This is a genomic window from Methanobacterium sp., assembly GCF_038562635.1.
Classification (GTDB): Archaea; Methanobacteriota; Methanobacteria; order Methanobacteriales; family Methanobacteriaceae; genus Methanobacterium_D.
Genome location: NZ_JBCFBO010000001.1, coordinates 127,012 through 151,545, shown reverse-complemented (window position 1 = coordinate 151,545; position 24,534 = coordinate 127,012). Strand labels below are relative to the sequence as shown.

Annotated in this window: 31 protein-coding genes; 8 read left to right on the top strand and 23 right to left on the bottom strand. The window is 32.3% G+C overall.

What is annotated here, in order from left to right; genetic code table 11:
- Nucleotides 1-6: 6 nt before the first annotated feature.
- Genes AAGU07_RS00725 through asnB form a run of 3 tightly spaced genes read right to left on the bottom strand, consistent with a single transcriptional unit; the run spans nt 7 to nt 2,264 of the window.
- Nucleotides 7-495 (bottom strand): amino acid-binding protein, encoded by a 489-nt coding sequence (locus AAGU07_RS00725; protein ID WP_342457303.1) that lies wholly within the window; start codon nt 493-495, stop codon nt 7-9.
- A 34-nt stretch (nt 496-529) separates the two neighbouring features.
- Complete coding sequence (gene gatC, locus AAGU07_RS00720; protein WP_342457302.1) at nt 530-745, bottom strand: Asp-tRNA(Asn) amidotransferase subunit GatC; 216 nt, start codon at nt 743-745, stop codon at nt 530-532.
- A 40-nt stretch (nt 746-785) separates the two neighbouring features.
- Nucleotides 786-2,264, bottom strand: a complete 1,479-nt coding sequence (asnB, locus tag AAGU07_RS00715) for an asparagine synthase (glutamine-hydrolyzing) (protein ID WP_342457301.1) — start codon at nt 2,262-2,264, stop codon at nt 786-788.
- Between the two features lie 1,040 nt (nt 2,265-3,304).
- Here asnB and AAGU07_RS00710 point away from each other — a divergent pair.
- From AAGU07_RS00710 to AAGU07_RS00675, 8 genes are all read left to right on the top strand, one after another.
- Nucleotides 3,305-3,985 carry a hypothetical protein gene (locus AAGU07_RS00710; protein WP_342457300.1) on the top strand — a complete coding sequence of 227 codons (681 nt, stop codon included), beginning with the start codon at nt 3,305-3,307 and terminating at the stop codon, nt 3,983-3,985.
- A gap of 570 nt (nt 3,986-4,555) precedes the next feature.
- Nucleotides 4,556-4,822 carry a hypothetical protein gene (locus tag AAGU07_RS00705; RefSeq protein WP_342457299.1) on the top strand — a complete coding sequence of 89 codons (267 nt, stop codon included), beginning with the start codon at nt 4,556-4,558 and terminating at the stop codon, nt 4,820-4,822.
- Between the two features lie 787 nt (nt 4,823-5,609).
- On the top strand, nt 5,610-6,107 hold the full coding sequence (locus tag AAGU07_RS00700) for a hypothetical protein (protein WP_342457298.1): 498 nt from the start codon (nt 5,610-5,612) through the stop codon (nt 6,105-6,107).
- Nucleotides 6,108-6,664: 557 nt separating this feature from the next.
- Entirely contained in the window at nt 6,665-7,213 is a 549-nt protein-coding gene (locus AAGU07_RS00695) for a hypothetical protein (RefSeq protein WP_342457297.1), read from the top strand.
- A 318-nt stretch (nt 7,214-7,531) separates the two neighbouring features.
- Nucleotides 7,532-7,882 carry a hypothetical protein gene (locus tag AAGU07_RS00690; RefSeq protein WP_069584727.1) on the top strand — a complete coding sequence of 117 codons (351 nt, stop codon included), beginning with the start codon at nt 7,532-7,534 and terminating at the stop codon, nt 7,880-7,882.
- Between the two features lie 363 nt (nt 7,883-8,245).
- Complete coding sequence (locus tag AAGU07_RS00685; RefSeq protein ID WP_342457296.1) at nt 8,246-8,596, top strand: hypothetical protein; 351 nt, start codon at nt 8,246-8,248, stop codon at nt 8,594-8,596.
- Between the two features lie 897 nt (nt 8,597-9,493).
- Nucleotides 9,494-9,727, top strand: a complete 234-nt coding sequence (locus AAGU07_RS00680) for a hypothetical protein (protein ID WP_342457295.1) — start codon at nt 9,494-9,496, stop codon at nt 9,725-9,727.
- A gap of 937 nt (nt 9,728-10,664) precedes the next feature.
- Nucleotides 10,665-11,003: a hypothetical protein gene (locus AAGU07_RS00675; RefSeq protein ID WP_342457294.1), complete on the top strand. Its 339-nt coding sequence runs from the start codon at nt 10,665-10,667 to the stop codon at nt 11,001-11,003.
- A gap of 183 nt (nt 11,004-11,186) precedes the next feature.
- Here AAGU07_RS00675 and AAGU07_RS00670 read toward each other — a convergent pair whose 3' ends face one another.
- The 20 genes from AAGU07_RS00670 to AAGU07_RS00575 all read right to left on the bottom strand — a co-directional run bounded on the left by AAGU07_RS00670 (nt 11,187) and on the right by AAGU07_RS00575 (nt 24,531).
- Entirely contained in the window at nt 11,187-11,822 is a 636-nt protein-coding gene (locus tag AAGU07_RS00670; RefSeq protein ID WP_048082497.1) for a CBS domain-containing protein, read from the bottom strand.
- Complete coding sequence (locus tag AAGU07_RS00665) at nt 11,812-12,567, bottom strand: 4Fe-4S binding protein (RefSeq protein WP_342457293.1); 756 nt, start codon at nt 12,565-12,567, stop codon at nt 11,812-11,814. The genes AAGU07_RS00670 and AAGU07_RS00665 overlap by 11 nt, the downstream gene beginning before the upstream one ends.
- Nucleotides 12,568-12,595: 28 nt before the next feature.
- Nucleotides 12,596-13,525, bottom strand: coding sequence for a carbohydrate kinase family protein (locus AAGU07_RS00660; RefSeq protein ID WP_342457292.1), 930 nt, complete (start codon nt 13,523-13,525; stop codon nt 12,596-12,598).
- Between the two features lie 22 nt (nt 13,526-13,547).
- On the bottom strand, nt 13,548-14,426 hold the full coding sequence (locus tag AAGU07_RS00655; RefSeq protein ID WP_342457291.1) for a formylmethanofuran--tetrahydromethanopterin N-formyltransferase: 879 nt from the start codon (nt 14,424-14,426) through the stop codon (nt 13,548-13,550).
- 27 nt (nt 14,427-14,453) lie between these two features.
- Nucleotides 14,454-15,479 carry a hypothetical protein gene (locus tag AAGU07_RS00650; RefSeq protein ID WP_342457290.1) on the bottom strand — a complete coding sequence of 342 codons (1,026 nt, stop codon included), beginning with the start codon at nt 15,477-15,479 and terminating at the stop codon, nt 14,454-14,456.
- 65 nt (nt 15,480-15,544) lie between these two features.
- Complete coding sequence (locus AAGU07_RS00645) at nt 15,545-15,706, bottom strand: hypothetical protein (RefSeq protein ID WP_342457289.1); 162 nt, start codon at nt 15,704-15,706, stop codon at nt 15,545-15,547.
- 187 nt (nt 15,707-15,893) lie between these two features.
- Nucleotides 15,894-17,189, bottom strand: coding sequence for a 4Fe-4S binding protein (locus AAGU07_RS00640; protein ID WP_342457288.1), 1,296 nt, complete (start codon nt 17,187-17,189; stop codon nt 15,894-15,896).
- Nucleotides 17,190-17,247: 58 nt separating this feature from the next.
- On the bottom strand, nt 17,248-18,285 hold the full coding sequence (locus AAGU07_RS00635) for a 4Fe-4S binding protein (RefSeq protein ID WP_342457287.1): 1,038 nt from the start codon (nt 18,283-18,285) through the stop codon (nt 17,248-17,250).
- 48 nt (nt 18,286-18,333) lie between these two features.
- Nucleotides 18,334-19,479 (bottom strand): nickel-dependent hydrogenase large subunit, encoded by a 1,146-nt coding sequence (locus AAGU07_RS00630; RefSeq protein WP_342457286.1) that lies wholly within the window; start codon nt 19,477-19,479, stop codon nt 18,334-18,336.
- Nucleotides 19,476-19,925, bottom strand: coding sequence for an NADH-quinone oxidoreductase subunit B family protein (locus tag AAGU07_RS00625; RefSeq protein ID WP_342457285.1), 450 nt, complete (start codon nt 19,923-19,925; stop codon nt 19,476-19,478). Before AAGU07_RS00625 ends, AAGU07_RS00630 begins: the two co-directional genes overlap by 4 nt.
- 4 nt (nt 19,926-19,929) lie before the next feature.
- On the bottom strand, nt 19,930-20,328 hold the full coding sequence (locus tag AAGU07_RS00620) for a DUF1959 family protein (RefSeq protein WP_342457284.1): 399 nt from the start codon (nt 20,326-20,328) through the stop codon (nt 19,930-19,932).
- The gene (locus AAGU07_RS00615) at nt 20,325-20,648 is read right to left on the bottom strand and encodes an energy-converting hydrogenase subunit EhaL family protein (RefSeq protein ID WP_342457283.1); all 324 of its coding nucleotides are present in this window, start codon (nt 20,646-20,648) and stop codon (nt 20,325-20,327) included. Before AAGU07_RS00615 ends, AAGU07_RS00620 begins: the two co-directional genes overlap by 4 nt.
- Before the next feature lie 11 nt (nt 20,649-20,659).
- Entirely contained in the window at nt 20,660-20,917 is a 258-nt protein-coding gene (locus tag AAGU07_RS00610) for a hydrogenase (RefSeq protein ID WP_342457282.1), read from the bottom strand.
- A gap of 38 nt (nt 20,918-20,955) precedes the next feature.
- Nucleotides 20,956-21,819 (bottom strand): NADH-quinone oxidoreductase subunit H, encoded by an 864-nt coding sequence (locus AAGU07_RS00605; RefSeq protein ID WP_342457281.1) that lies wholly within the window; start codon nt 21,817-21,819, stop codon nt 20,956-20,958.
- A 24-nt stretch (nt 21,820-21,843) separates the two neighbouring features.
- On the bottom strand, nt 21,844-22,059 hold the full coding sequence (locus AAGU07_RS00600) for a hypothetical protein (RefSeq protein WP_048082484.1): 216 nt from the start codon (nt 22,057-22,059) through the stop codon (nt 21,844-21,846).
- Nucleotides 22,060-22,079: 20 nt separating this feature from the next.
- Nucleotides 22,080-22,760, bottom strand: coding sequence for a membrane protein (locus tag AAGU07_RS00595; RefSeq protein WP_048082483.1), 681 nt, complete (start codon nt 22,758-22,760; stop codon nt 22,080-22,082).
- A 38-nt stretch (nt 22,761-22,798) separates the two neighbouring features.
- Nucleotides 22,799-23,485, bottom strand: coding sequence for an EhaG family protein (locus tag AAGU07_RS00590; RefSeq protein WP_342457280.1), 687 nt, complete (start codon nt 23,483-23,485; stop codon nt 22,799-22,801).
- On the bottom strand, nt 23,482-23,994 hold the full coding sequence (locus AAGU07_RS00585) for an EhaF family protein (protein ID WP_342457279.1): 513 nt from the start codon (nt 23,992-23,994) through the stop codon (nt 23,482-23,484). The genes AAGU07_RS00590 and AAGU07_RS00585 overlap by 4 nt, the downstream gene beginning before the upstream one ends.
- Nucleotides 23,991-24,251: an EhaE family protein gene (locus AAGU07_RS00580; RefSeq protein WP_069584695.1), complete on the bottom strand. Its 261-nt coding sequence runs from the start codon at nt 24,249-24,251 to the stop codon at nt 23,991-23,993. Before AAGU07_RS00580 ends, AAGU07_RS00585 begins: the two co-directional genes overlap by 4 nt.
- A complete protein-coding gene (locus tag AAGU07_RS00575; protein WP_048082479.1) occupies nt 24,244-24,531 on the bottom strand; it encodes a DUF2108 domain-containing protein in 288 nt (95 codons plus the stop codon). The genes AAGU07_RS00580 and AAGU07_RS00575 overlap by 8 nt, the downstream gene beginning before the upstream one ends.
- Between the last annotated feature and the right edge of the window lie 3 nt (nt 24,532-24,534).

Genomic DNA, 24,534 nt, shown 5'->3' with positions numbered 1-24,534 from the left:
CAACGTCTAAACTTCATTTATAACTAAAAATCCTTTAGATTTTCCAATTCCTTTTATTTTTCCCAGTATCTCTTTTCTTTTACCGGAATCTGCTTCAAGGATGATCTTAGATGCGGATCTTTCTGGATCATCCCCAATTTTTAAATTAAAATCAATTACTCTTACACCTTCAATGTTATTAAGCCTGCCAAGTGCATCCTTAACATCTTTTTCAACGATATTTCCAATAAAGATTGTTCTTATTTTTTCTTTCCTTAAAACACCATCTATTTCCATTATCTGAATATTCTGACTTTCAAGAGTGTCTATAACCTTGTCCAATGTATCTTTATCTCCCTCAATTGTAATTTGGACAGGTATTGTACCCCTTTCAGTTTTAACATCCCTCTGGTGAATTACAGTGACTATATTAGCTCCAAGCCTACTAATAGGCTTAAAAGCATCAGTAAGTTGTCCGGGGATATCTAAAAGTTCTAAAACCAAATTTAATCTCATTCCATCATACCTCATTAAAAAGGATAAACGGTGTTTATTTTACCCATTTTCCTTTTTCTGCAATAATATTTCCATTTTCATCCAGTTCTGCATTTCTAAGAATTTTTTCAGGGTTTTTATCTTTTCCACAATCTGGACGCGTTAGATTAACATTATCAACAATATATTGAGTTTCTTCAAGTTCAGGAATGTCTTGAAGGGCTTCCCGAAATTTTTCTAATATTATTTCAGCTTCTTTTTCTATTTTCATGTTTTTCCCCTCTAAATCATATATAAATCATTTATTAAACTTAATTACTGTATTGATCAAATCTATTTTGGATATTTTTAAAGGATTCTTCCTTTAAAACTTTCTTAACGAGCATTTTATGGATACCTGATCCATATTGAGCTGCTTTTTTGGGCCTCTTTACAATTTCTTCAGGCACTCCAAGTTCAGCCCCTACTTCCCTGAGAATACATTTTCTCAAGGTATCATCTTTGTTTATTTTATATTTCATAGGTATGTTCATAGCAATATTTATAATATCGGGATCAAGATAAGGCACCCTAAGTTCAATTGAATTTGCCATAGTGACAGCATCATCTCTCTGTAAGTTTACATGATACAGGTTTAAAATATCATTCTTCAAGTCTTCCTGTGCCCTTTCACCTTTCTCCTCATAGAACTTTAAATAACGATTATATCCTCCAAAAAGTTCATCTGCCCCCTGTCCTGAAAGCATGACTTTTAAATTATCTTCATGTGCCATCTCTGCTGCAATATATGCAGGCATTCCCACTCCAATTTTCATAATATTGAATTCTTCTACCGCATCCAATACAGGTATCACATATTTCCTGACATCTTTTACATCTATTACACTAGTCTTAAGAGATAAATTCATTTCTTCAGCAGTTTTCCTTGCAAACTTAAGATCAGCAGAATCTTTATGGCCAACACTATAAAGGTGCGTTTTAATTCCAAGATCATCTGTTATTTTGGCAATTATTGTACTATCTATGCCCCCTGAAAAAAGTATACCCACTTCAGAAAGTCCGGATACTCTCTTTTCTACAGATGTTATCAAAAGCTCCTTTAACTGCTTTCTTAGTGTCTCTTTAGATAAATTAGATTGACTTCCTAAATTCTGTATATTAACATTTTCATTTAATTTATTGTTTATTTTTACCAGTTCTTTATTATACAACATTGAATCTGGTGGAAGTGTTTTTACGTTGGTTATACCTATTTTCCAAAGTGCTTTCTTCTCAGAGGCAAATGCAAAAATTTTTTCATCATTTTCTCCAAAATAAAGCGGTTTTACCCCAACAGGATCTCGCACTGATGCAAAGTTTCTACCATCATACACCGCAAATGCATAATCTCCATCTACTTGTTCAATGGTTTTTATTACGGCATCATAAAGTGAGCCCTCATAAAACATTTTAATAAGACTTATAATAATTTCACAATCAGAATCTGTTTTAAAATCTATATTAAACTTGTTTTTAAGTTCTTTAAAATTGTATATTTCCCCATTACACACTAAAACATAATTATCATAGGCTATGGGTTGTGAATCAGGTTCACACCCAACTATAGAAAGTAAATTATGTCCAAGTCCAAATGATCCTTCAAAAATTTCTAAATTATCCAAATTTCCATAAGATGTAACACCATCTACAAAAACGCCGGTTCCATCAGGACCTCTGTGTTTTAAAGAGATAAGCATATCATATAGTTTTTTTGATATATCTGTTCCCATTACTCCTGCTATTCCGCACATACTCAACTTCCCAATTTAAAAAATTAAAAATATTCCTCAAAATTAGCATTTATTTTATAGTAAATAACATGTGAAAATTCTATGAATTTCACGGTTACGGAACTCTCGAAATTCGTAGAATTTCGGAGCACAAAAATCGAAGATTTTTGTTAGCTTCGTTCCGTAAACACAACTCATTAAACGCTTATTTTTGAGTTGAAATTTAACATATCCACAAATTTCTTATAAATACTTGTCAAAAATATTTGGTTAGTCACCATAATAAATCAATATTTGAAGTAGATTTTTCATATTTATTTACTTTTTCCCACAGAAGATAGTGTCCATCAATGAATTTTATTAGCTATTTAAACAACTATCATAACCATTTTACATTTTCGATATTAAAAATTCTAATACGTTTAATTATTTTATTTACCCACTGCCCTATTTAATACTTTTATCCTAATATTTAAAGATTTTAATGGTTTTTATTCTAAAAATATCTGATAATTACGTGACAATCTTTTAATTATATTAAATATATCCTATTTTCTTATAAATAACAAAAAATCAATTAAATTAATTTAATATTTTTTATCTAAATTTTATTTTATAATTTTGTTTTTTTTAATTTACTTAATTGGAAAGAAAATATTAATGTAATTTTGTTTAATAATGTTCAAATTACTAATTTTTTGTTGGATGATTAGTTTAGTATATCTATATAATTTAAAATATTATTACTAATAGTAAATTTTTTATTACATATGTAATATAATAATTAATTAAAGTATTACTTTGAAGGAGACAATGAATACCACTACCAAAAAGAAAATCTTGGAAATATGTTATGCACCAAAAATTGAGATTTTTTTTCATAACCACATCTAATTTTCTATGGACTTTTATATCATACAAAATGTCCCACTACGTGCATAATAAAAATTAGATATTTTTAACTCCTATTTTAACTAAATAAACAATTTAATAGGGGTAATGAAATGATTTGGAGAATTTAATGGTTAATTCTGTGCTGAAAAATAACAGGAGGAAACTGAATGAAAAAAGTTTTGGTTTTATTTCTAACCATAGCTGTGGTAGCAGGTACCAGCATTGGATTCGGCGCAACTTTAAATTCAAATACAAATGATTCTGGAAATACAATTAACACAGCCGCCAATGATGGAAGCAATATTGATAATTCTCAAAATGATGGAAACAGTGATAATATAAATCAAAATAGGGACGACACTGATAATAGTCAAGGAAAAAATGATGGAAACAACTTTGACCAAGATTATGGAAACAACTATCATGGAAATGACAAAGATAACTGGTACAACGGGTTCTGGAATAAGAAAGATAAAGGATTCGATAAATGCCGCGATAAAGATTATGATACGCTGTGGAACTGCCATGATACAGACGAATGCTGCGATGACGACTACTATGGGTGTGATGGTGGCGATGAATGTTACAATGCTAATTACATAAATAATCAAATAGCCGTTAATAATGATATAAACAATGTAAACGTGAATACTGCATCTAATGCAGGAACTGAACTTGCTTCAAGTAGCAAAGCTAGTCAGATATACAGTGAAATTCAAGAATATAGTTATAAAAATAGATCTGTCAATGAATTACCTATGCAGAAAACAGGTTTACCAGTTGTACCTGCACTTTTATCCACATTACTTGTAGGCAGTGGTTTACTGTATAGAAAATTAAGGAAATAATCCACTCCTTAATTTTTATACATTTTTCAGTATAAAATTTTTATTTACCATAATAAATCTTTTAGTTTAATTTATTGGTTTTTAAAGATATTTAATTGTTAGATATGTTAATTCTGAATTTCGTCTATATCTTTTCATTATTTGACATAAAGCAGTTTATTAATTTATTTACTATTAAAAAAATAGATAATAAAAATTTTATTTTTATTATAAGGATTATTATGGTTCAATAAATTAATTAAATTATTTTACTATTTTTATTCCTTTTTTTAGTAAAAATAAGAAAGTTTTTATTGTATTATTAATATAATAATCAATTATAGTATTAAAATAATGGGTATGGATAATCCTGTTAAAAAGGAAAGCATAAATAATCCATATTTCACAATTTATAGGTATTAACAACTTAAGTTCTCCCAAAATCCATTTAATACAATAAAATACATGTATAAAAATTTAAGCCAGTTAAATTTCCTTTCTAATAAATTAGTTCCAACATGTTATCCAGCCTGAGGGCAATTAATCATTTCAAGATGATGCCCTGCACAAAAAATTAAGGGAGGGAACCTCATGAATAAAACATTGGTTTTATTTCTAGCTTTTATCGTTGTGATAAATGTTAGTCTCGGACTTAGTGCAGCTGCAGCACAAGATTCAAACGATGCCGGAAATATAACTATTGATTCATATAACCTAAACTTAGATCCCAACACAAATCATCAGAAAGATCCTGGAAAAACATTGCCACTACAGAAAACTGGTTTACCAGTTGTACCTGCACTTTTATCCACATTACTTGTAATTAGTGGCTCATTATATGTAAAAATAAGGAAATAATCCTTATTTTTTTTTATTTTTTTAATTTTATAGGTTTAAATTTATTAATATATACTAAAAACTTTTTTTATCAATTCACCTGATTTAAATACAGTACAATTACAATTTAAGCTTCTTTTTTATTTTTACATTCCCCCAGTAGTCTTAATTATCCAAAACATTAAATAGATTTATCTTTTAAATCGTTTATTTTCATGAAATATTGGTCATTATTGATTTATACGTTGTAATATACAAAATAAAGTTCATTTCATTATAATTACTGCAAAATAAATTAAATTTATTTAGAGATTTCTAATTGCACTCTATTTTTTAAACTTTATTTTCTTAAATTTTTTAGTACTAAAGAGGGTTGTAAAAAATGCTTTCTTAATATTAGTTAAATTACTATTTTTTTATTGGTTGATCTGCTTGGTATAGTAATATTATTTTTCCTTTTAATACAAATAGTAAAGTTTTTATTATATTAATAATATAATAAGCTACAATAGTAATAACATGATACTTGCAAGAAATACAACTATCAAAGGGGAAGATATGTTACAATCCATCAAATCTAAAAAATCAATAATTTCCACAATTAGTTTTACGCATCCATTGATCTCTCCCTTAACTAGAAGATCCTTGTAAACAAAAACTAAAAAATAAGGGCATTTAATGTCCCATTTTTGATATTGAATCAAATAATTAGGGACTCAAAGCAGATAAATCGTTAAGTAGGGCATCTTAAAGATAGACGGAGTTTTACTAACCCTGCCCTACGCCTAAAATACTGGAGGAAAAGAATATGAAAAAAGCATTAGTATTGCTTCTAGCATTTGTAATGGTTATAGGTGCTGGAATGGGATTTGGTGCTGCAGCAGATACAGATTCAGGTACAGGCGACACAACTGTACAGGATGCTGATCAAGGCCAAGATGCTGTAGATGATGGAGATGCTGGTCAATCTGATGTAACTGATGATCAACAAGACGATGACACGTCTGAAATAAATGATGACGATGAAATAGAAGATGGTGATGACGGAAAAGAAGATGGAAAAGACGATGAAACAACCATCATAATCATCCAAAAGAAAATCATGTACTACTTATACTACAGCGGCTACTGTGGAAATGGCTGTGGATCCAGTGGTGGTAACAACGCTGGTAACAACGCTGGTAACAACGCTGGTGCCGGAGGAAAAACAGTCCCAATGCAAAAAACTGGTTTACCTATTTTACCTGCTGTATTATCCACATTGATGATAGGTAGTGGTTTATTGTATGGTAGATTAAGGAACTAATTTCCTTAATTATACCTTTTATTATTTTAAAACCAAAATTAAATATATTTAAATGCGCTTTTTTTAGGAATATCAATTATTTAATAATTGAATTAATATACTGATTTAGATATAAATTATTTTTTTATTTCTACTAAAAAAACAGTTAGATTCTATTATTAAGCTCTATTTCTACTTCATTTTATACATTAATTTTTTTTAAATTTAATTATATCAAAGAGAATTATAAAACAGACTTTATCAATATCACTTAAATTAGTAGTTAATTAATAACTAATTAAAATATTATATTAATATTATTTTTGTATTTAATACTAATCGTAAAGTTTTTATTATATTACTGATATAATAAGCAAGTAATAACACACAAATAAGCAAGTAATAACACAACTTACCAAATATAATCATCACGGAAAATAACCTGCAATCAATTTACATTAAAAATTCAAAACAAGAGAAAAAAACTGCTTTAAACATATTATTAATCATTAGTAGAGCAATTGCGTTGTTAAGGGTGTCACAACCCCGCTCTGCACCAAAAAATAGGAGGTTACCATATGAACAAGATATTGATAATATTCTTGTCACTTGTTGTGATTGCAGGTGTTGGGATAGGAAGTACTGCTGCTCAAAACATAACAGTAGGTAGCGGCGCATCAGTACTGGATCCTTCTCAAAACCAAACTCAAGACCAAGCACAAGCGGAAACCCAAACTCAAAGTTCAGCCAATAACAATACCCTGAACAATTCTAACAATAATACAGCTACCAGCACTGCTAATGCAATAAATAACATAAGTATTATAAACACAAATACTTTCAATCCATTTATATACCTGACTTCTGAAAACAGGATAGGTGATATAAGCGTCTGTTCATCTAACATAAACGCACAACTAAAAGCAGAAGGGCTAAGATACGTGCCATTTGACGGTGCCTATGGAACAGGTAATGTACCTGAACTCATGGCTTCAACACCAAATAAAAGTAGTAGCACAAATCCAAGTGGCGTTGGTATGCAAGAATCAGGACTTAATATCACTTCCCTATTAATGGGAATAGTTGGAGTACTTGGTGGATTACTCGCAAGCAGATATAGTTCATAATCGGGACTTCCCGATTATGAATTATTTACTTTTTATGAAATAACTTCCAATAAGATTTTAGAACCTTATTTTCAAGATTTAACTTTTAAATAGATTTTAAATTTCTAGTCAAATCGAATAAGATTATTTTTAAAATCTGTTTTAATATGAATTATGTAATATTAGTATCACTTATAGAAAAGTTTTTATTACTATTTTAACATACTAATAATGCTGATTGTATTAATCAGGTCGGTTAAATTAAGTCAATAATTTGTACTAATTTAATTGGCTTGCATTAATCAAAATGCATGAATTATTTAAGAAGGAGGTGAAAAATTGAAACGACCAATGCTAATTTTATTACTAACGTTCATCGCAGCAGTAGGAATGACTGGAGCAGCATCAGCACAACTAATAGACATAAACCTAACACTAGGTCCTAACGCATCATTATTAGATCCAACCCAAAACCAAACTCAGGACCAGGCACAAGCACAAACACAAGTTTCGACCATTACTAACACAAACAATTTAACAAACGCCAACACCAACGTAGCAACCAGTACTTCTTCATCTACCAATACTAATATTATATCAAACAACAACACATTTAATCCAGTTATGATTTTCAGTAACTCAAACAGCGTAGGCACTATAAATCTCAGTTCATATAATCTTAACTTCTAAAATTTTGACAAGTAACCAGTTGATAGAATAGAATCGTCAGTAGGGGTAACTAATTATAGTTGTTATAATAGTACAAGCTGATTGAACTGATGATTCCCCTCTATCAATTAATTTAATTACATTTTTTTTATTTTTGTTCAATAAATTTATATTTAAACCCTAATAGGATTATTTTAAATCATTATTTTTTAGATAAATTATTAATATGAGTATTATCAATAGTAAAGTTTTTATTAATGTAAGTACATACTAATAGTGTTGATAGTATTAATCAAGTCGATTATATTAAGTCAATAATTTGTACTAATTTAATTGGCTTGCATTAATCAAAATGCATGAATTATTTAAGAAGGAGGTGAAAAATTGAAACGACCAATGCTAATTTTATTACTAACGTTCATCGCAGCAGTAGGAATGACTGGAGCAGCATCAGCACAACTAATAGACATAAACCTAACGCTAGATCCTAACGCATCATTATTAAGTCCGGTTCAAAACCAAACTCAGGACCAGGCACAAGCACAAACACAAGTTTCGACCATTACTAACACAAACAATTTAACAAACGCCAACACCAACGTAGCAACCAGTAGTTCCTCATCTACTAACACTTACAATATAACAAATACCAATACATTTAATCCAGTTATAGTTAACAGTAATTCAAACAGTGTGGGAGCAATAACTATTCGTTCATTAAACTTAAACTACTAAAAACTATTAATTAACTTCGACAAGGTTAAAATCTGTTGAAAAATGAATCGTCAGTGCCGTAATATAATTATGGTTATTATATAATACAAGCTGATTGCACTGGCGATTCTACAGGTTTTAAACTTTCAATTTACTCCCCTTATTATTTTAAATTAATATTTACTAAAATATAATTATTTTCACTTCCAAATTTTTATTTAGCAACTACTAAAAACTATTTTTTTAAATTAAAAGTGACCTTATTTAACTTAAATTTTATTGTTCTCCCAAATAATATCAAAATTTAACTTCAAATCATGTATTTTATTTCCGTGATTTTAGATCATATGTTAATAATAAATTTTTTATCATATTAATTACATAATAAATATTGTAATATAGATGTACGGTCCAAATTTAGTAATATTTCAGATATTAACACATAATATGGACTAAACTATTTACATATTGACCAAACGAGACTTTTCAGTGTAATCAGCTTGTATTACAACTTTATTAATTACCCACTGATCCCGTTTGGTCCATTAAATTTTAAATATTTTCAATTTTCAGTTCTTCTTAAGATTAAAAGTTTTTAAAATAATTAAACTATTAAAGAATTCTTAATTTTTATCAACTGCCAAACTCAGTTAGAAATGATTTTCATTTAATATTATAAGTAATAATCAAGTAATTCAAATCGTTTTTTAAGCCCATATTGATTTAAAGTAGGTAGTGCTGAAAGATTATTTACGCTTTTTCTATAATTTTTGTTCTCCACAATAATAAAGTAATAATCTACTGTCCTATTTTAATTAGTAGGAAGTTTAACAATATTTTTATTACTGAAAAAACATAAGTCACCCCAAGACACAAAATTTAAATTTTGTGTCAATGCATGCGTATGGAGGTGAAAATATGAAAAAAGAACTAGCTATTCTTATAATGGCTTTTGTAGTCTCTATGAGCTTCATTGGAGCAGCAGCAGCAGTAGATCAAGGACAATGGCAAGGACACGGGAAATGGCAAGGTGGACAGGGTAAATGGATGGGAGGCCACGGATCCTGGTGGTGGAGACATCATTACAGACCATGGTGGAGACATCATTACAACCCATGGTGGTGGAGACATCATCACAGATGGTGGAGATAAGCATCTTGAAGTCTTTCACTTTAGATAAATCAAAAATTACAAATAATATTGCAAAATCTATAAGTGAAAGTATAAAAAATAAGGAGGACTAAATCCTCCTTTTACTATTTGGTATGTTTAAGTCCTAAAATATCAAATTAAACATTAGCAAAGTTTATGATTTACTACAAAACTTTAAATAAATTGTGTAGAAAGTTAAGCTCAAATTTGATAACATTTGGATAGTAACGCAGGAATATAATAAATTAATTATATAGATCAAACGTAATTTTCAGGTAATTTGTTTATATTGCACATCTCATCACCCGATGATTCCGCTCAGCATATAACTCTAAATTTATAGTAAATGACCAAATATTTTGACTAAATTGTTATAAGAAATTTGTTAACATGCCCAAATTTAAATATACATTTTAATTCTAAAATTTATAAGTTTAAACAGTTATGTCATTCACCATACATATTTAACTTATTTTAATTGAAAAGAAAATTAAAATCTTAAATCTTTTATTCATAACTTAACAATTAAATAAAATATTTCTTTTGCTCTCTTCATTTTAATTTTAATTCAATAATAAAAAACAGTTAATAATTTCTTATTTATCTTAAAGTAATTCAAATAATAGATTTTTTATGTATTGAAAAGAATGTAATAAACTATGTTACCTAAAATCAAATATTAACTATTTTATGCCCTATTAATTCATTATTATAACCATATAACAAATAAGATTTCAGGCAAATTTCTCCCTTCGTATTTATTTTTAATTTTCTCGAGAAACTATGTATCATTACAACTTCATTTAATTACATTTTTTGATAGTAAAACTAATAGGTAGTAATAATAATAGTAATATTTTTATTACTAAATGGCCATATAGTTATTTAGTACAAATATAAAATTTTGTATTACAAATGTATATGTGGAGGTTAAAATATGAAAAAACAATTAGGAATAATCCTATTTGCTCTTATGGTAGCAATAGGTCTTTCTGGAGTAGTAGCAGCCGCACCAAGCAATAACGGGCCAAATCACGGACAAATCGGAACTAACCATGGAAACACAAACCATGGACAAATCGGAACTAACCATGGAAACACAAACCATGGACAAATCGGAACTAACTACGGACATGGATATAAATGGAACAAATGGAATAAATGGAACAAATGGAATAAATGGCACAAATGGAATAAATGGCACAAATGGAATAAATGGCATAAGTGGCATAAATGGCACAAACATCATAAACACCATCATCATTGCTGCAGATAATATAACTAAATCATCAAACATGGTGTAAATTTACTCTTAAACCAATAGGAGGGACTTTCAACCCTCCTTTTTAATAATATTTAAAACTCTTTTTTTCAATTTTAAAATTTAAAAAATAAGTGGACACTACTCCTAACATTAGATGATTATAAAAAAGGAAATATTGAAATTAAAATAAAAAAATTATTGTCTTGCTCTTGCAACTTTTCTTGCAATTACAAGCTCACCAATAGCAATTAAACCAACAAAGAATTTTTCAAGGCCACCAGTTGCCCAGATAGCCTCACCAAAGGTAGCATCTCTAATATTTTTCTCATACTCTTCTGGTGTAATTCTTTGGCCAGTTCTCCTTCTAGTAACTATTGCAGACGCTTCCATGAGTTCATCCCAGCTTACTCCCTTAAGTTCATCTGCCATAGCTTCAAATATTTTATAAACTTTAATTTCATAGAGCTGTGAAAGCGTTTCTACTATGTCAAATGTCCTTACAACGCCAACTACAACATCATCATCATTTAAAACTGGTATACTTATTACTTTGTGCTTTGTAGTTTCTAAAACAGCTAACCTTGCTGGATCATTTTCATGGACATTAACAATTTCCTCTTTAGAACGCATAACGTCAGATACTTTCTTTTTACTTTCTCTAAACCCTTTTGTAACTTCAAGAGAGGTTATCCATCCAATTAACCTCTTTTCACTATCTACAACAGGTGTTGTAAATTTCTTTGTCTTTTCCATTAGTAATGATACTTCAACAATGTCTTGATCCGGAGATACGTATATATATTCCTTATCCATAATTTCTTTAACTTTCATTGGACAACCTCTCAAGTTTTAATGCGCTCACTGGACATTTACTAGAACACACTTCACATAAAATACATTTATCTTCAGAAAATACTAATTCGCCATCTTCAAGTTTAATAGCACCTACAGGGCAATTCTCTTCACATACTTGACAGGAAACACACGCTTCTCTATCAATTGAGAGTTCTTTTGTTCTTAATACTGGCCCTAATTCCCTTTCAAGCTTTATCGCATTTTCTGGACATACGTTAACACATGCTCCACACCCGACACATGCTGATTTATCTATTACAGTTGGTTTTCCATCTTCAGCATTTACTGCACCTGTAGGACAGAATTTAGCGCAAGTTCCACAGGAAATACATTTATCTTCAGCTACTTCAATATTTTTCATTTTAAGGGTTCTATGAGGTACCTTTAATTCTTTAAGACGATATTTTACTTCTTCATCTTCAACATCAGATGTACTTTCTATAACATGTATACTCTTTACAGGACAAGTTTGGGCGCATATTTCACAGTTTACGCAGTTATCAAGTACTTTAGCAGGTTTAGTTGCTTTTGCTTCAGATATAGCACTTACAGGGCATTCTTCAGTGCACAAATTGCACCTTATACACTCTGGAGAAATAGTTATACATTTCCTCTTCAGCCTATATTTTTCAATCTCTGGTTTAATTTCTTCTAGATCCATAGCCTTATGGATGACTTCGTCTTTTAGCACATTCTTGTCCTTTTTAAATGTTATGTCCATAATTACACCTTTGGTAGGTAGATGAAATTTATATGTTAATTATTTTATCAAATTTATCCAATTCAGATAGTTTTGGCAATCCTTTAATTGCCCCAGATTCCATTATACAACATGAAGCAATAAAATTCCCTAATTTACATGATTCTTCAATGTTCTTATTATTAAGAAACCCATATAAAAATCCTGCGTTAAATGCATCCCCTGCACCTGTTGTATCAATACATTTAACATCAAATGGCTCTATGAAATAGCTTTCATCACCATTTGTAATATAAGTACTTTTATCTCCTCTTTTAACTACTACAATATTTATACTGGACTCCAGTAAAACTTCAGCTCCCTCTTTAAATGTTTTATATTTATTACCAGTTAAATACTTTAATTCTTCTTCATTAGTAAGAATAATATCTGTTCTATTTAAAATATTTTTAAGATAGTTAATGCCCCTTTCAGCATATATTCTTCCAGGATCTAGACTTACAATAATATCTTCGGAGATTTCATTTATAATACTTTCTTGAGCCTTAAAAGATTCACCTACAAAGGATGCAAGATGTAATATCCTACAATTTTCCAAATAATCTAATTTAACTTCATCAGGCTTAATTAAATCATTGACCCCAGGATCTACATACAGCGCTCTTTGCCCCTCATTATCCACAAATCCAAGAACATTACCACTTCTACCCTCTGAAATAATAATACCTTCAGTATCTACACCCTCTTTTTGGAGGTTTTCAAGTAAAAGTTTTCCATCATAATCTTTAGAAACTTTACCTATAAATCCCGTTTTCATGCCTAATTTTGAAAGTCCTATAACTGTATTAGCAGCAGATCCACCACATGATCTGTTGAAATCAGTTATATAAGATTCTTCATCTTCGCAGGTTATTTTATTCACATTATAAAGTTTATCAACATTCAATGCGCCAAATCCCACTACATCAAACTTCTTCATTAAATTCTCCTTTAGCTTAAATTTATTCAAACAATTCATTTAAATATATCTTATGATCTCCTAACTGACCGCCATAATTTCCTGAAGAGACACTTACAACACCATCAATATCCATTACTGCTTCAATTCCTGCTTTCATAGCTTTTTTTGTGATATCTATATTTAAACCATTAATCACGATCTCAGGAATATATTTAACATTATTAGGAACCATTGATTCTTCTTCAAGAGTTTTTTTAAGTGAAGGGCAGTAAGGATGATTTGTTGTTGGTCCTATCCACGGATAATTTGTTTCAGGTTTAGAAGCCGCTGAACAAATATCAAAAGGAGTTATAGCACCTTCAACTTCACCTATAGCATTCAATGCTTCCCTTCCAGCTTCCATTACGGCTTCCTTAGTACTACACATGTACCAGAAATTTGCACCCATAATTCCACGCATGTATCCTACATCACGTTCTATCTGGAAATCAGGGATAGCTATAGGCACAACTATCATGTTACGCCCATAATTTTCTTCTTCCCATTCATAACCATCACCGCAGTGACCTACATCCCTCATCATATCCATTTTTCCAGCAGGATTTTTTGAAGCATCGAAAAGTGCAGTAAAAGGTTTTACAAGTATATCCTGCCTTATTCTATATGATAATTCCACTTCGAATTTCTTGATATCCTCTTTTGGGTACCATATCTGAAGCACTGCTCCTTTTCTCCCATCAGGAGTCTCATCAGCGCTTAGCCAGCTTTCAATGCCTCCTTCAACACGTCCAATAACAGTTCCAGGAGTTGCTGTTGCATCATAAGCTGCTCTTTGAAGGATTTCATTATTGTCTGCTGTTACAATTACCCTGCAGCAGATTCCATCAAATGCTTCACAGTAAGTATTTTCCATGTTCATTTTATCAACTCAATAATATTTGATACATTATCCTAATGCACCTATCAATTCTCCCCTAACTAATCTTCTAAATGTCTTACTTTCATCAACGAGTGCTTCAATATTTTCGCTGGTCACAATCGCGATTTTGGGGAGATTTACCTGTTTTATTGCTTCTTTAAGTTTTTTATTTACAGGATAACTATTAATGGCATCTTCCGTATTATCCATATATGACTTAATGAAATTAATAACTTCATCTTTTCCAAATCTATTAAATAAATCAGCGACGACTGATGTTATAATAGTGTTGTCAGCCATTATTGCAATTTCTGCTTCTTTTATAGCATATTCATTCCCATTAAATGAAATTGCAAGCCCTCCATGCTCTTTTGCAAATCTCAAAGGCTCAACATCAGTTATACTGTCCCCAACATACATGACATCCGAATTTTCAAAGCTAAACCTGTCTAAAATATCCATAACAGCTTCTTTTTTACCTTCTCCACCAACAGGCTTTATTTTTTCTGTGATTTTACTGATTTCCATCTCAGGAATATCATCCCAAAATATTTTATCAATTACTTCAAAGTCTGGATTTGCCATTACAGTGGTTCTAAATTCCATTAGTTTTTCTTTATCTTCTTCATTAATTGAATATGCATCCATATCCAGGTTAGTTGAATACGTATTTTCAAAAGGGAATTTAATGACATCACAAAGAGCCTGAATATACTGTTCATAGCTCGTACTTACAATAAAAGAAGGCATTATACCATCTATAAATTGCATTGTATCCTTTGCACCAGGAAGGAGAAGTACATTTTCTCTGGAAAAATCTACTATACTACGATTTGTAGCGCCATATGCTTTTAAGAAAGGAACAATTAATTTTAAAGTTCCTCCAGCATAGTATCCTTCTCTTTTAACTTCATCAACCAGAATATCATCATATTTACTGAGTATAGTGAAAAATTTTTCCCCATCTTCGATAAAAATACCTGCAAGTTCAAATGCATTATCATTTATAGATATAGGGCCTTCACAATCAGAAATAAAAACTTTTCTGCCCAATTTTTTTCCTCCAAAATCTTCGATTTTGGGGTTCAAAAAATCTCAATCTTCGATTGAGATTTTTTTCAACCTCCAAATATTTCGTATTTGGGTTCGGAAAATCCCTCAAAATCTTCGATTTTGGGGCATGTAAAAATTCTTTGAATTTTTACGGTTGCGGAATTACATTCCGCAAACATCAAAAAACCTACGGTTTTTTGAAAGCTACGATTTTCCTCAACCTCCAATTAAAAAAATTAAACCCTCCAAAAACCTTTCAAAGTTTTTGTGGGCATCACAATCAAATCCTACAAAAACCATCTTTTTGATGTTGAAAATCTTAGATTTTGACAGATTGTGATAATATTACAAAATGTAGCTTCATAAACCTACAAAATGGAATTTTGCAAACTAGAGGACCTTAAATAATATGAATTAAGGTGCTTTTAATTTTACAGCACCTACCGGACATGTCACTTCACATGTGTCACATACTATACATTTTTCAGTATCTACTACTACTTTACCCTCTTCGATACTCATTGCATCCTTAGGACACTTATTTACACATACGCCACACAGCTGGCATGTTTCACTATCAATAGATATCTCTCCAGTTCTTGGACCTTCTAAATTCTTTCGAACAAAGAATATTTTATTATCATGGGCATCAAAATATTCTTCTTTAAGGACTATAGACCCAAATGGACATGTTTCAACACATTTTCCACAGTAAATACACTCTTCACCAACATGAACCGGTGAAGGCATTTCAAGCTCAATTGCTTCAACTGGACAGACACCAATACACGCTCCGCATCCTATACAGCTTTCTTCAACCACAGCTATATTCCTTTTTGGAACTGTACTTTCAATTACATCCTTTATATCCTCAATTTCGAGGGCGCCATCCATAGCAGCACTGATTTCATCCTTTAACTTATCGGTTATATCAATTTCAAATTCATCTTCAGTATGTTCAAAGCTGACATCCCTTGAAATTTTATTCAGGATATTATCTACTTTACCTGCATCCCTTGCAAGTTTAGCTGTTTCTTTTTCAAGAAGTTCAGAAACTATTTCCATTGTTTTGATTTTACCGAATTTTTCGTAAGCTTTTTTTCTTGAAGAATACCTAATTGCAGTTGACGGGCATACATCCATACACTCTTCACATCTTGCACAATATGCAGGATTTATATAAGGTAATTTACTTATTTTACCTACATTTATAGCTCCTTTAGATGGACAAACCCTTGTACATGTCATACATCCAATACACTGCTTTTCATTTACAACTACTCCTTTTCCACCTGCTACAGACCTTGGTAAAATTTCACCATATTTTATGGCTTCTGTAGGGCATACTCTGGAACAGTAACCGCACTTAACACATTTTTCTTCATCAATTACGCTGTGAGCTTCTTCTCTACCTGAAGATATAAGCTGAATTGCTCCAGTTCTACATGCATTTACACATGCCCCGCATCTTCTGCACAATTTAGAGTTAATGTTAGGAACATTTTCCCTTACAGCTTCTGCTAAAGTAGTTTCCATCTTTATAGCATCAAATGGACATGCTTCTCTACAAAGTACACATCCAAAACATTTATCATCAATCTCTATGTGTTTATCTGGAGGTACTTCATGGACTGCATCCACAGGACAAGCTTGAAGACAAGGTTTATCTATACACTGCTCACATTTAGATGAATCTATTTCATATGCCACTTCTACTTCCCTAAGTGGTTTGTATGATTTTTTATCAGTTTTAGTTTCAGGAATTTTATCATTCCCCCACGGGTAATAATGCTGGTTTTACAGTCACAAGAATTTCATCACCTTTCACTTCACTCTGCGTAAGTAAAAATCTTGCAACATAAAAGCCTGCAACACCAAATGGACATGTTTGATAACATGTGGTGCATCTCAGACATTTATCAGAATCTCTAACAACGCCTTTTTCTTTATCATAAGTTATGGCACCAGTAGGACATTCATCAATGCACAGTTTACATTGTTTACATTTTGAATCGTCCCAGGTAATGACTCTCAGTTTTAATCTATCAGTCACTTTCTCAACCAGATCCCTTATACGCTCTTCATCAGGCATTATTTCACGAGCTTTTTCCAGAATATCCTCAAATGGAACTTCAAAGGTCACTGCTTTTTCAGGTGGAAGATCTTTAAGTTCATCCTGTTTAGACTCTATTAAATTTTCAAGGGTCTGTACCACCATATTAATTACATCTTTTTGACCTTCAACATCAGAAATGTATATCCCTTTAATGGAACCTTTTACTGGGCATGTTTTGGCACAGTCACCACATGCTACACATTTAGATTGATCTATCATGATCTTATTGTCTTCTTCAATAATGGCACCTTCAACTTTACAGGCTTTCATACATTTTTTGCACCGGATACAGAGATAATCATCAATAACAAACATCTTCTCTGCAGGCAGTATTGTGAATTCTTCACGAATTAAATGACTTTCACCAGTTCTAAGTGTTTTGGGATCTGTGGGACATACTTCTGCACAGAAACCACATCTAATACACGCGTCTGTATTTATAACTGGATAGGTTATACCTTCCCCATTCTCCTCATCCTTGTCTTTTGTTCTTACAAGTTTTATAGCAGCTGGAGATGGACATGCTGCCGTACATGCCCCGCAGGCAATACACAATTCCCTTATAACTTCAGGAAAGTCTCTAAACCTGTCAGGTGTTTCCACAGTTTCCCTGTTTGTTGCAGCCCCTACAAAGTTTTCAACCCATCCTTTTCTTGCAAATTCGTATAAATACCATATTACTGAAGACATAAAACACCATCTTTTATTTTAAATTAATTGTGAATTAACCTCGATTAATTATTTCAACTTAATTGAATTAACATTTTGTATTCCATCAAATTCTGTAACTTTACCTGATTCTTCATTTATTACTGTAACTCTTTCTGTACATGCGACACATGGATCTACGCTTGCATAGGTCGCAACAGCGTCTGCAACTGTTGCAACATCTTTAAGCATGTATCTAGCACATGCATCGATATTCATTATACTTGGAGTCCTTATGGAGATGTTCTTTATTAGATTACCATTTGTTTCTATCATGTATGCTACTTCTCCCCTTGGAGCTTCATTTCTGTTATCTGCATATCCTGCAGGTATATCTACTTTAGTCCTTACCTTACCTTCAGGAAGGTTTTCTATAGCTTGCCTGATCATTTTTACTGATTCTGTAACTTCATCAAACCGGTTCATATTTCTTGCGAAGTTATCCCCTTCATCACGCCAGATTACATTGAAATCTAAATGGTCCTTATATACAGGTTTATCTGATCTCCAATCATGTTTTATGGATGAAGCTCTGGCTATGGGCCCTACAGTCCTTGCTTTAAGTGAATCTTCTTTAGATATAACTCCCACATCTCTAGATCTTAGACCTAGAAGTGGGCCGTGTTCAAACATTTGAGGATATTTAGCATACTGCGACTCAAATTTATCTAAAAGATCCAGAATACTTTTTAGATGAACTTCTTTAGCATCTAACCTCACTCCTCCAACGACATTCCATGCCATGTGAACCCTGTTACCAGTTAAAAGTTCAATAGCATCCATTATAAGTTCTCTCATGGAAAGCATGTACATAAATAGGGTTTCATGTTCAATTGTGTTGAAATATGTTGAATTTGCAAGTAGATGGCTTTGTATTCTGTCCAGTTCATTGGCAATTACCCTTAAAAATTGAGCCCGTAATGGAGGTTCTGCACCTGCAATCTTTTCAAATGTTTCAGTGAATGTCATTGTATGTACATATGAACATATTCCACAAACCCTTTCTGATAAATAAACACATTTTTGCCAGGTTTTTCCTTCCATAACCTTTTCAATACCTCTGTAAACATAACCATAATCTATTTCAGCACCTATAACTCTTTCTCCCTTTGTGTGGAGTTTTAAACGCAGAGGTTCTTTAAGTGCAGGGTGAAGTGGTCCTATAGGAACTATCATTTACTTTGCCTCCCTTTGGCTGCTATTGCATCGGGACCAACTGCCAGAAGGGCCTTTAATATTTCTGTTGGTCTTGGTGGGCATCCTGGAACTGATGCATCCACTGGAATAAAATCGTGAAGAGGAGGGTATATTGCACTACCTTCCTGATTATAAACGTTTCCTGAAAGTGGGCATGCTCCAATTGCAACCACTATCTTAGGGTTTGGAGCTTTAGCATAAAGTCGTTGTAGATTTTCTTTCCACTGCTCTGCTACTGGTCCTGTAACTAAAATTACATCAGCTTCTCTTGGATTATTGTGGAAATAAATCCCATACTGTTCTAAATCATAACGAGGAGATAAAAGGGCAACTATTTCAATATCACACCCATTACATCCCCCAGTATTTATAAGACAGGCGTGAATAGAGCTTTTCCTTACGATATCTTTAAGCGCATCTAACATTTCTTTACCTCATAAGATATTCAATCAATTCTTTTTTACCATCAACTATGGCATCTTCATAAGATTTACCATTAATAACTTCTTTTGCAATTTTATCTTTTATTGCATCAGCGTCTTCCTTTGATATAATCTCCATTACATCAGAAAGCCAGCAAATTTGCAGGTCTGAATGTATTTTATTAAGTATACAACTATATCTAGACGATTCAAAGCGCGGATGTAAAGCTTCAAGGCTTGACATGTCTAATCGTCTCATTAAAATTTTTTCTAATTCTTTGGGAGTAATACCCATTTCCTTTGAAAATGGCTTTATTATATCTTCCTGCCATCTGTAACTGTTTAATATTCTCCCTTTCATCAGTTCCATTAATGATTCACTTTTTTCTTTTAAATCACTATTCATAAAAGGACCATCCCTACAAGCCAAATTAGGCCAGATACTATAAATCCAATTGCTAATTCATATCTTCCATATCCAGGTCTCATTCCAAGTACAGTAGCCACAAAGAACAGACCTACTGTAATCGAAATATATTGTGGAATTAGCGCAATAAATTGACTATTTAAGAACAATATCCATCCTATAATTGAGATTACAAGGGCCACCAGATCAATATTTTTGCTAACGAAAGGTTCAGTATACTTTTTATAACTAAGTAAAAGCCCTACAATCATCCCAATTACAAATGAAAGTATATATATAAGATAAATTATTAAATCCATGATATCACCAGTCAGGCAGGTTTATAAAGGTATATAAATGATAATATAAACAATATAAGGGCTACAATAAAAGCTCCTTTTTCAAGAGACTCTGCAAGATGAGCAAATTTGTGTCTATTCTGGTATAGAAGAAGAAATGCCAGAATAACTACAGCAATTGTTAAAGGTGCTACGATAATCCACTGTTCAAATACAGCAAGTATACTCATTATTATGGCCCCTACTCCAACAAGAGCCATTAAGAAGAGCGTATCCTGTTCTTTCATCATTTTTTTTTATTCTCCTATGAAAATATTTTATTTATTAACTAAATCACATTCATGAGTAATATTGAACCTATAATTCCTATTGCTGCAAATATTATCTGCAGTACTACAGAGTGGTTAGGGTTTAAAAGTGGTGTAGTAGCACTTATAAACGCTATTCCTACTGTCATTATTATCATTCCTATTATAAGCCATAAAGGACTTAATACTCCAAAGAATACTATTAAAAATACCCATAGTAACATATACCACATAAGGGCCTCAGATATCATTAGATATCCTCGTAGTAATCCGTAGTGTTCAGTTTCATATCCCGATACTATATCTTTTCCTTTAGTTATTGAAAATGGAGTATATTGCGCTTTTGATACTATAAGCACGAAAAACATTGCGGCTGCTAGTGGTATACTGTAAAGCAAAGGTCCATGAACAGCCTGATAATTTATTATATCTGCAATTCCCATAGATCCTGTTTTAAGGTAAATAATAACAAGGACCGAGAAGAGAGGCACTTCTGCTGCTGCTGAATATACTGCCCTGACACAGCTTAATTTACCATACGGCGAGCCTGAAGAGGATCCGGCATTGTGTTCCACTATTTTATGAAGAGCATATACGGCAAATATGATTAAAAGTGATCCTTGAACCACTGGCCCCACTATTACTGCAGTTATCCATATAACCATCATAATACTAGCTATTCCTAGATAAAAAGGCATTGCAGCCGTTTTAGTAAATGATGATTCTTTAATATAAAATTTAAGTAAATGTAAAAGGTACTGGATTATTGGAGGGCCAGGCCTAGTCTGTACTCTAGCCACCACTTTCCTGTATAATCCTAGAAGCAAGCTTCCAATTAAGAATGCAATAAGGACGTTTAGTAGGATATTTGCCATTAAATTCATCTGATCACCGATTGAAATTGATTATTAATATCCGATGAAGGGTTCCTTCCTTCTATCTTCTTTCTCTTCTTCTCTGGCTTTTGCCATGATTATTAGTCCAAATGAGAGTACGCCCAATGGGATAAATATAATTGAAATTCCATAGACTATCCAATCTGCAGGATTAAATATCAATGCGTATATTATACTCCCTACAGAAATTATTAATACTATTGAGCTTATTATACTCATTTTATTCATTATTTCACCTGATAAATCTTTTAAAATGGTTTGTTGATAAGCAGCAATATTTCAATTGCCCTTACAATTACAAGTAATGAACTTAAATGTATTATAACTAAAAACGGTGAACCGGGAGTTCTAAACATTTCAGCTTTTGTTGCATAAAATGGAGCTATACCAGTCTCACCCGCAATACCCATTAAGAGCAGTACCGATGCAAATTGTACCATTGGTGTCACCAAACTCAAGTGAGAAATTTCTATCAAACTTAAAGTACCTGTTGCAGCTAAAATTGTTGCTGCTCCTCCAAATAAAGGAAGGGATGCAATCATGGCAATTATACCGTACTGGAATGCTGAATCTAAAACATCCACCATTTTAACAGCGCCTACCAATCCGATATTTACTATACCAATTAATGCAACGAATAATGTAAAGTTGAAAAGGTCTCCTGTTATCATAGCACCTGCAGTTGCAAGACCACATATTATCGCAAGAAATCTCCTTACTTTAAATTCATCTTTATCTACTTTTACTTCCCTATCTTCAAGAGAACCAAATCTAGCTTCTACCTGGGTCTCTGTATTACTTACAGCTATAAGAAATGTAAACAGGAGTGCTCCACCAAATAGGAACAGATTAAATGGGGTAAAGTAAAGCACAATATCTCCTAAAGGTATGTAACCAAATAATTGCCCACCTAATGTTGCTATATCCATTTTTATTTGCTCCAAATCATTTTAAGTATGAATCATAATTATTTTTCTCTCTTAAATTCTTCTCTACCCAAAACACCTATAAGTCCAACTTTAGATGCTACCTTTATCAACACTCCAAATGCTGACAAGAATAGAGCGAGTAACCAGTATTGAGGGGTAACAAAGAACATGAGGAAACCTATTAACCAGAGTACCCATGCCACTCCAGATATTCCTGCAACTCCTTCCCATATAGATGAAGGGACTCCTCTAATTGTTTTAGAAAGGACGTAAAACAATATTCCTGTTCCTGCAACGGCCCCTCCTGTAAATCCGCTTAGAAATGCCCCATAAGCTATAAGTATTATTGCAAGGAAAGCAGGTGCAGTTTCTAAAATTTCCATATCCAGTGAAAGTGGAAGTGGAATCAAATCAACATTTTTTCCTGTTTTTCTCATTTCTCTGCTCATAAGGACTTCTGAAATCGCAAGGATTTCAGCAAGTTCGACTACAAGTCCCGGAAGTATAAGCGCTTCCGCCAAATCAGTTGCAACTGCTGCAACTATAATTAACATTGCAAATCCTACAATGTCTGTAAGTATAAGAGCAGTTAAATCACCTTTTTTAAAGGCTATTCCAAGAAGGCCTATAAAACCGGTTAATAAACCAACCAGTATGGCCGGTTGGTAAAGTGAAACTACCAAAGGGGAAACAACACTTGGAACTAAAACTTCAGCACCGGTCATTCTTCTTCCCTCCTCATTGTAAATTGAAGTGCTATAAATGAAGCAATTACAAATGCCATCATCAAGATACTGGACTCAAGAATTGTATCGAAACCCCTTGAGTAGTAGAGTATTTCATCTATTAACCCACCAGGAGATGAATAAATTGAAGTACCATAATATAATGTTGTATTTTTAACTGATAATGCCATTGGAGACAGATATCCTGTTACTTTGCCTGAGTTTACCGAAAACTGTGGGTATTGCGATTTAACAATACCTGGCTGTAAAAGGAAGTTACCATTAAGGCCCCAATCTGCAATTACAGTACCACCACGGTCATAAGGTGCCAGCGGATCACCTGAATTAATCTGGCTTTGAGGTTCAGGTCTTGGATAAATTTGATGGTCATTTAATGCAAATGGCATTACAAAACCTACTATAAGCACAATTCCCAGCACTAAGGAAAAAAACCTCGGAATATTATCCGGGTTTGCAAGATCATTTAAAAGCCTTCCTATGCTTCTCATACCTTAGCCCCCATTTCCTCAAGCCTTACAATTGCCCTCAAAAGGATCATAGTCATTATAACAGTTGCTGCAACGAATGTAAGAAGCGCTATAGTATGATTGTAAGTCAAAAGTATCATTGAAACTCCCACTGCAGCTACTTCTGTATTTAATGTCCTTACTATTGGGTCTTTAACCCCAGGACCAATAACTGTTGCAATGCTGCCCAGTATTACCAGTGCACAGCCTGTATAAAACCATATGTAAATATCAAGCAATGTTCGATTCCTCCTGGGCTTCTAGTTTTTTTCGTCTTACATCATTGAGTTTTATAATACCAATTAAAAGGATAACTGTTGAAATTGGATCGAATAATGCAACAGCTACTGCAACATCCAAGTATTTCGCTGCTACTATCATCCCTATAAAACCTCCCTGAAGCAGAGTAAACATTATCACTTTATCAACAGGCTTTGGGAGTAATATTATACCAGCTGACCCAATCAAAGCTACGGCAGCCGATACTGTTGATATATTTATGAAATCTACGATAGCCATTAT

Bases quoted from the DNA above. Each gene is read 5' to 3' on its own strand.
- AAGU07_RS00725 (WP_342457303.1), bottom strand. From the start codon at position 495: ATGAGATTAAATTTGGTTTTAGAACTTTTAGATATCCCCGGACAACTT.
- gatC (WP_342457302.1), bottom strand. From the start codon at position 745: ATGAAAATAGAAAAAGAAGCTGAAATAATATTAGAAAAATTTCGGGAA.
- asnB (WP_342457301.1), bottom strand. From the start codon at position 2,264: ATGTGCGGAATAGCAGGAGTAATGGGAACAGATATATCAAAAAAACTA.
- AAGU07_RS00710 (WP_342457300.1), top strand. From the start codon at position 3,305: ATGAAAAAAGTTTTGGTTTTATTTCTAACCATAGCTGTGGTAGCAGGT.
- AAGU07_RS00705 (WP_342457299.1), top strand. From the start codon at position 4,556: ATGAATAAAACATTGGTTTTATTTCTAGCTTTTATCGTTGTGATAAAT.
- AAGU07_RS00700 (WP_342457298.1), top strand. From the start codon at position 5,610: ATGAAAAAAGCATTAGTATTGCTTCTAGCATTTGTAATGGTTATAGGT.
- AAGU07_RS00695 (WP_342457297.1), top strand. From the start codon at position 6,665: ATGAACAAGATATTGATAATATTCTTGTCACTTGTTGTGATTGCAGGT.
- AAGU07_RS00680 (WP_342457295.1), top strand. From the start codon at position 9,494: ATGAAAAAAGAACTAGCTATTCTTATAATGGCTTTTGTAGTCTCTATG.
- AAGU07_RS00675 (WP_342457294.1), top strand. From the start codon at position 10,665: ATGAAAAAACAATTAGGAATAATCCTATTTGCTCTTATGGTAGCAATA.
- AAGU07_RS00670 (WP_048082497.1), bottom strand. From the start codon at position 11,822: ATGAAAGTTAAAGAAATTATGGATAAGGAATATATATACGTATCTCCG.
- AAGU07_RS00665 (WP_342457293.1), bottom strand. From the start codon at position 12,567: ATGGACATAACATTTAAAAAGGACAAGAATGTGCTAAAAGACGAAGTC.
- AAGU07_RS00660 (WP_342457292.1), bottom strand. From the start codon at position 13,525: ATGAAGAAGTTTGATGTAGTGGGATTTGGCGCATTGAATGTTGATAAA.
- AAGU07_RS00655 (WP_342457291.1), bottom strand. From the start codon at position 14,426: ATGAACATGGAAAATACTTACTGTGAAGCATTTGATGGAATCTGCTGC.
- AAGU07_RS00635 (WP_342457287.1), bottom strand. From the start codon at position 18,285: ATGTCTTCAGTAATATGGTATTTATACGAATTTGCAAGAAAAGGATGG.
- AAGU07_RS00630 (WP_342457286.1), bottom strand. From the start codon at position 19,479: ATGATAGTTCCTATAGGACCACTTCACCCTGCACTTAAAGAACCTCTG.
- AAGU07_RS00625 (WP_342457285.1), bottom strand. From the start codon at position 19,925: ATGTTAGATGCGCTTAAAGATATCGTAAGGAAAAGCTCTATTCACGCC.
- AAGU07_RS00620 (WP_342457284.1), bottom strand. From the start codon at position 20,328: ATGAATAGTGATTTAAAAGAAAAAAGTGAATCATTAATGGAACTGATG.
- AAGU07_RS00615 (WP_342457283.1), bottom strand. From the start codon at position 20,648: ATGGATTTAATAATTTATCTTATATATATACTTTCATTTGTAATTGGG.
- AAGU07_RS00610 (WP_342457282.1), bottom strand. From the start codon at position 20,917: ATGATGAAAGAACAGGATACGCTCTTCTTAATGGCTCTTGTTGGAGTA.
- AAGU07_RS00605 (WP_342457281.1), bottom strand. From the start codon at position 21,819: ATGAATTTAATGGCAAATATCCTACTAAACGTCCTTATTGCATTCTTA.
- AAGU07_RS00600 (WP_048082484.1), bottom strand. From the start codon at position 22,059: ATGAATAAAATGAGTATAATAAGCTCAATAGTATTAATAATTTCTGTA.
- AAGU07_RS00595 (WP_048082483.1), bottom strand. From the start codon at position 22,760: ATGGATATAGCAACATTAGGTGGGCAATTATTTGGTTACATACCTTTA.
- AAGU07_RS00590 (WP_342457280.1), bottom strand. From the start codon at position 23,485: ATGACCGGTGCTGAAGTTTTAGTTCCAAGTGTTGTTTCCCCTTTGGTA.
- AAGU07_RS00585 (WP_342457279.1), bottom strand. From the start codon at position 23,994: ATGAGAAGCATAGGAAGGCTTTTAAATGATCTTGCAAACCCGGATAAT.
- AAGU07_RS00575 (WP_048082479.1), bottom strand. From the start codon at position 24,531: ATGGCTATCGTAGATTTCATAAATATATCAACAGTATCGGCTGCCGTA.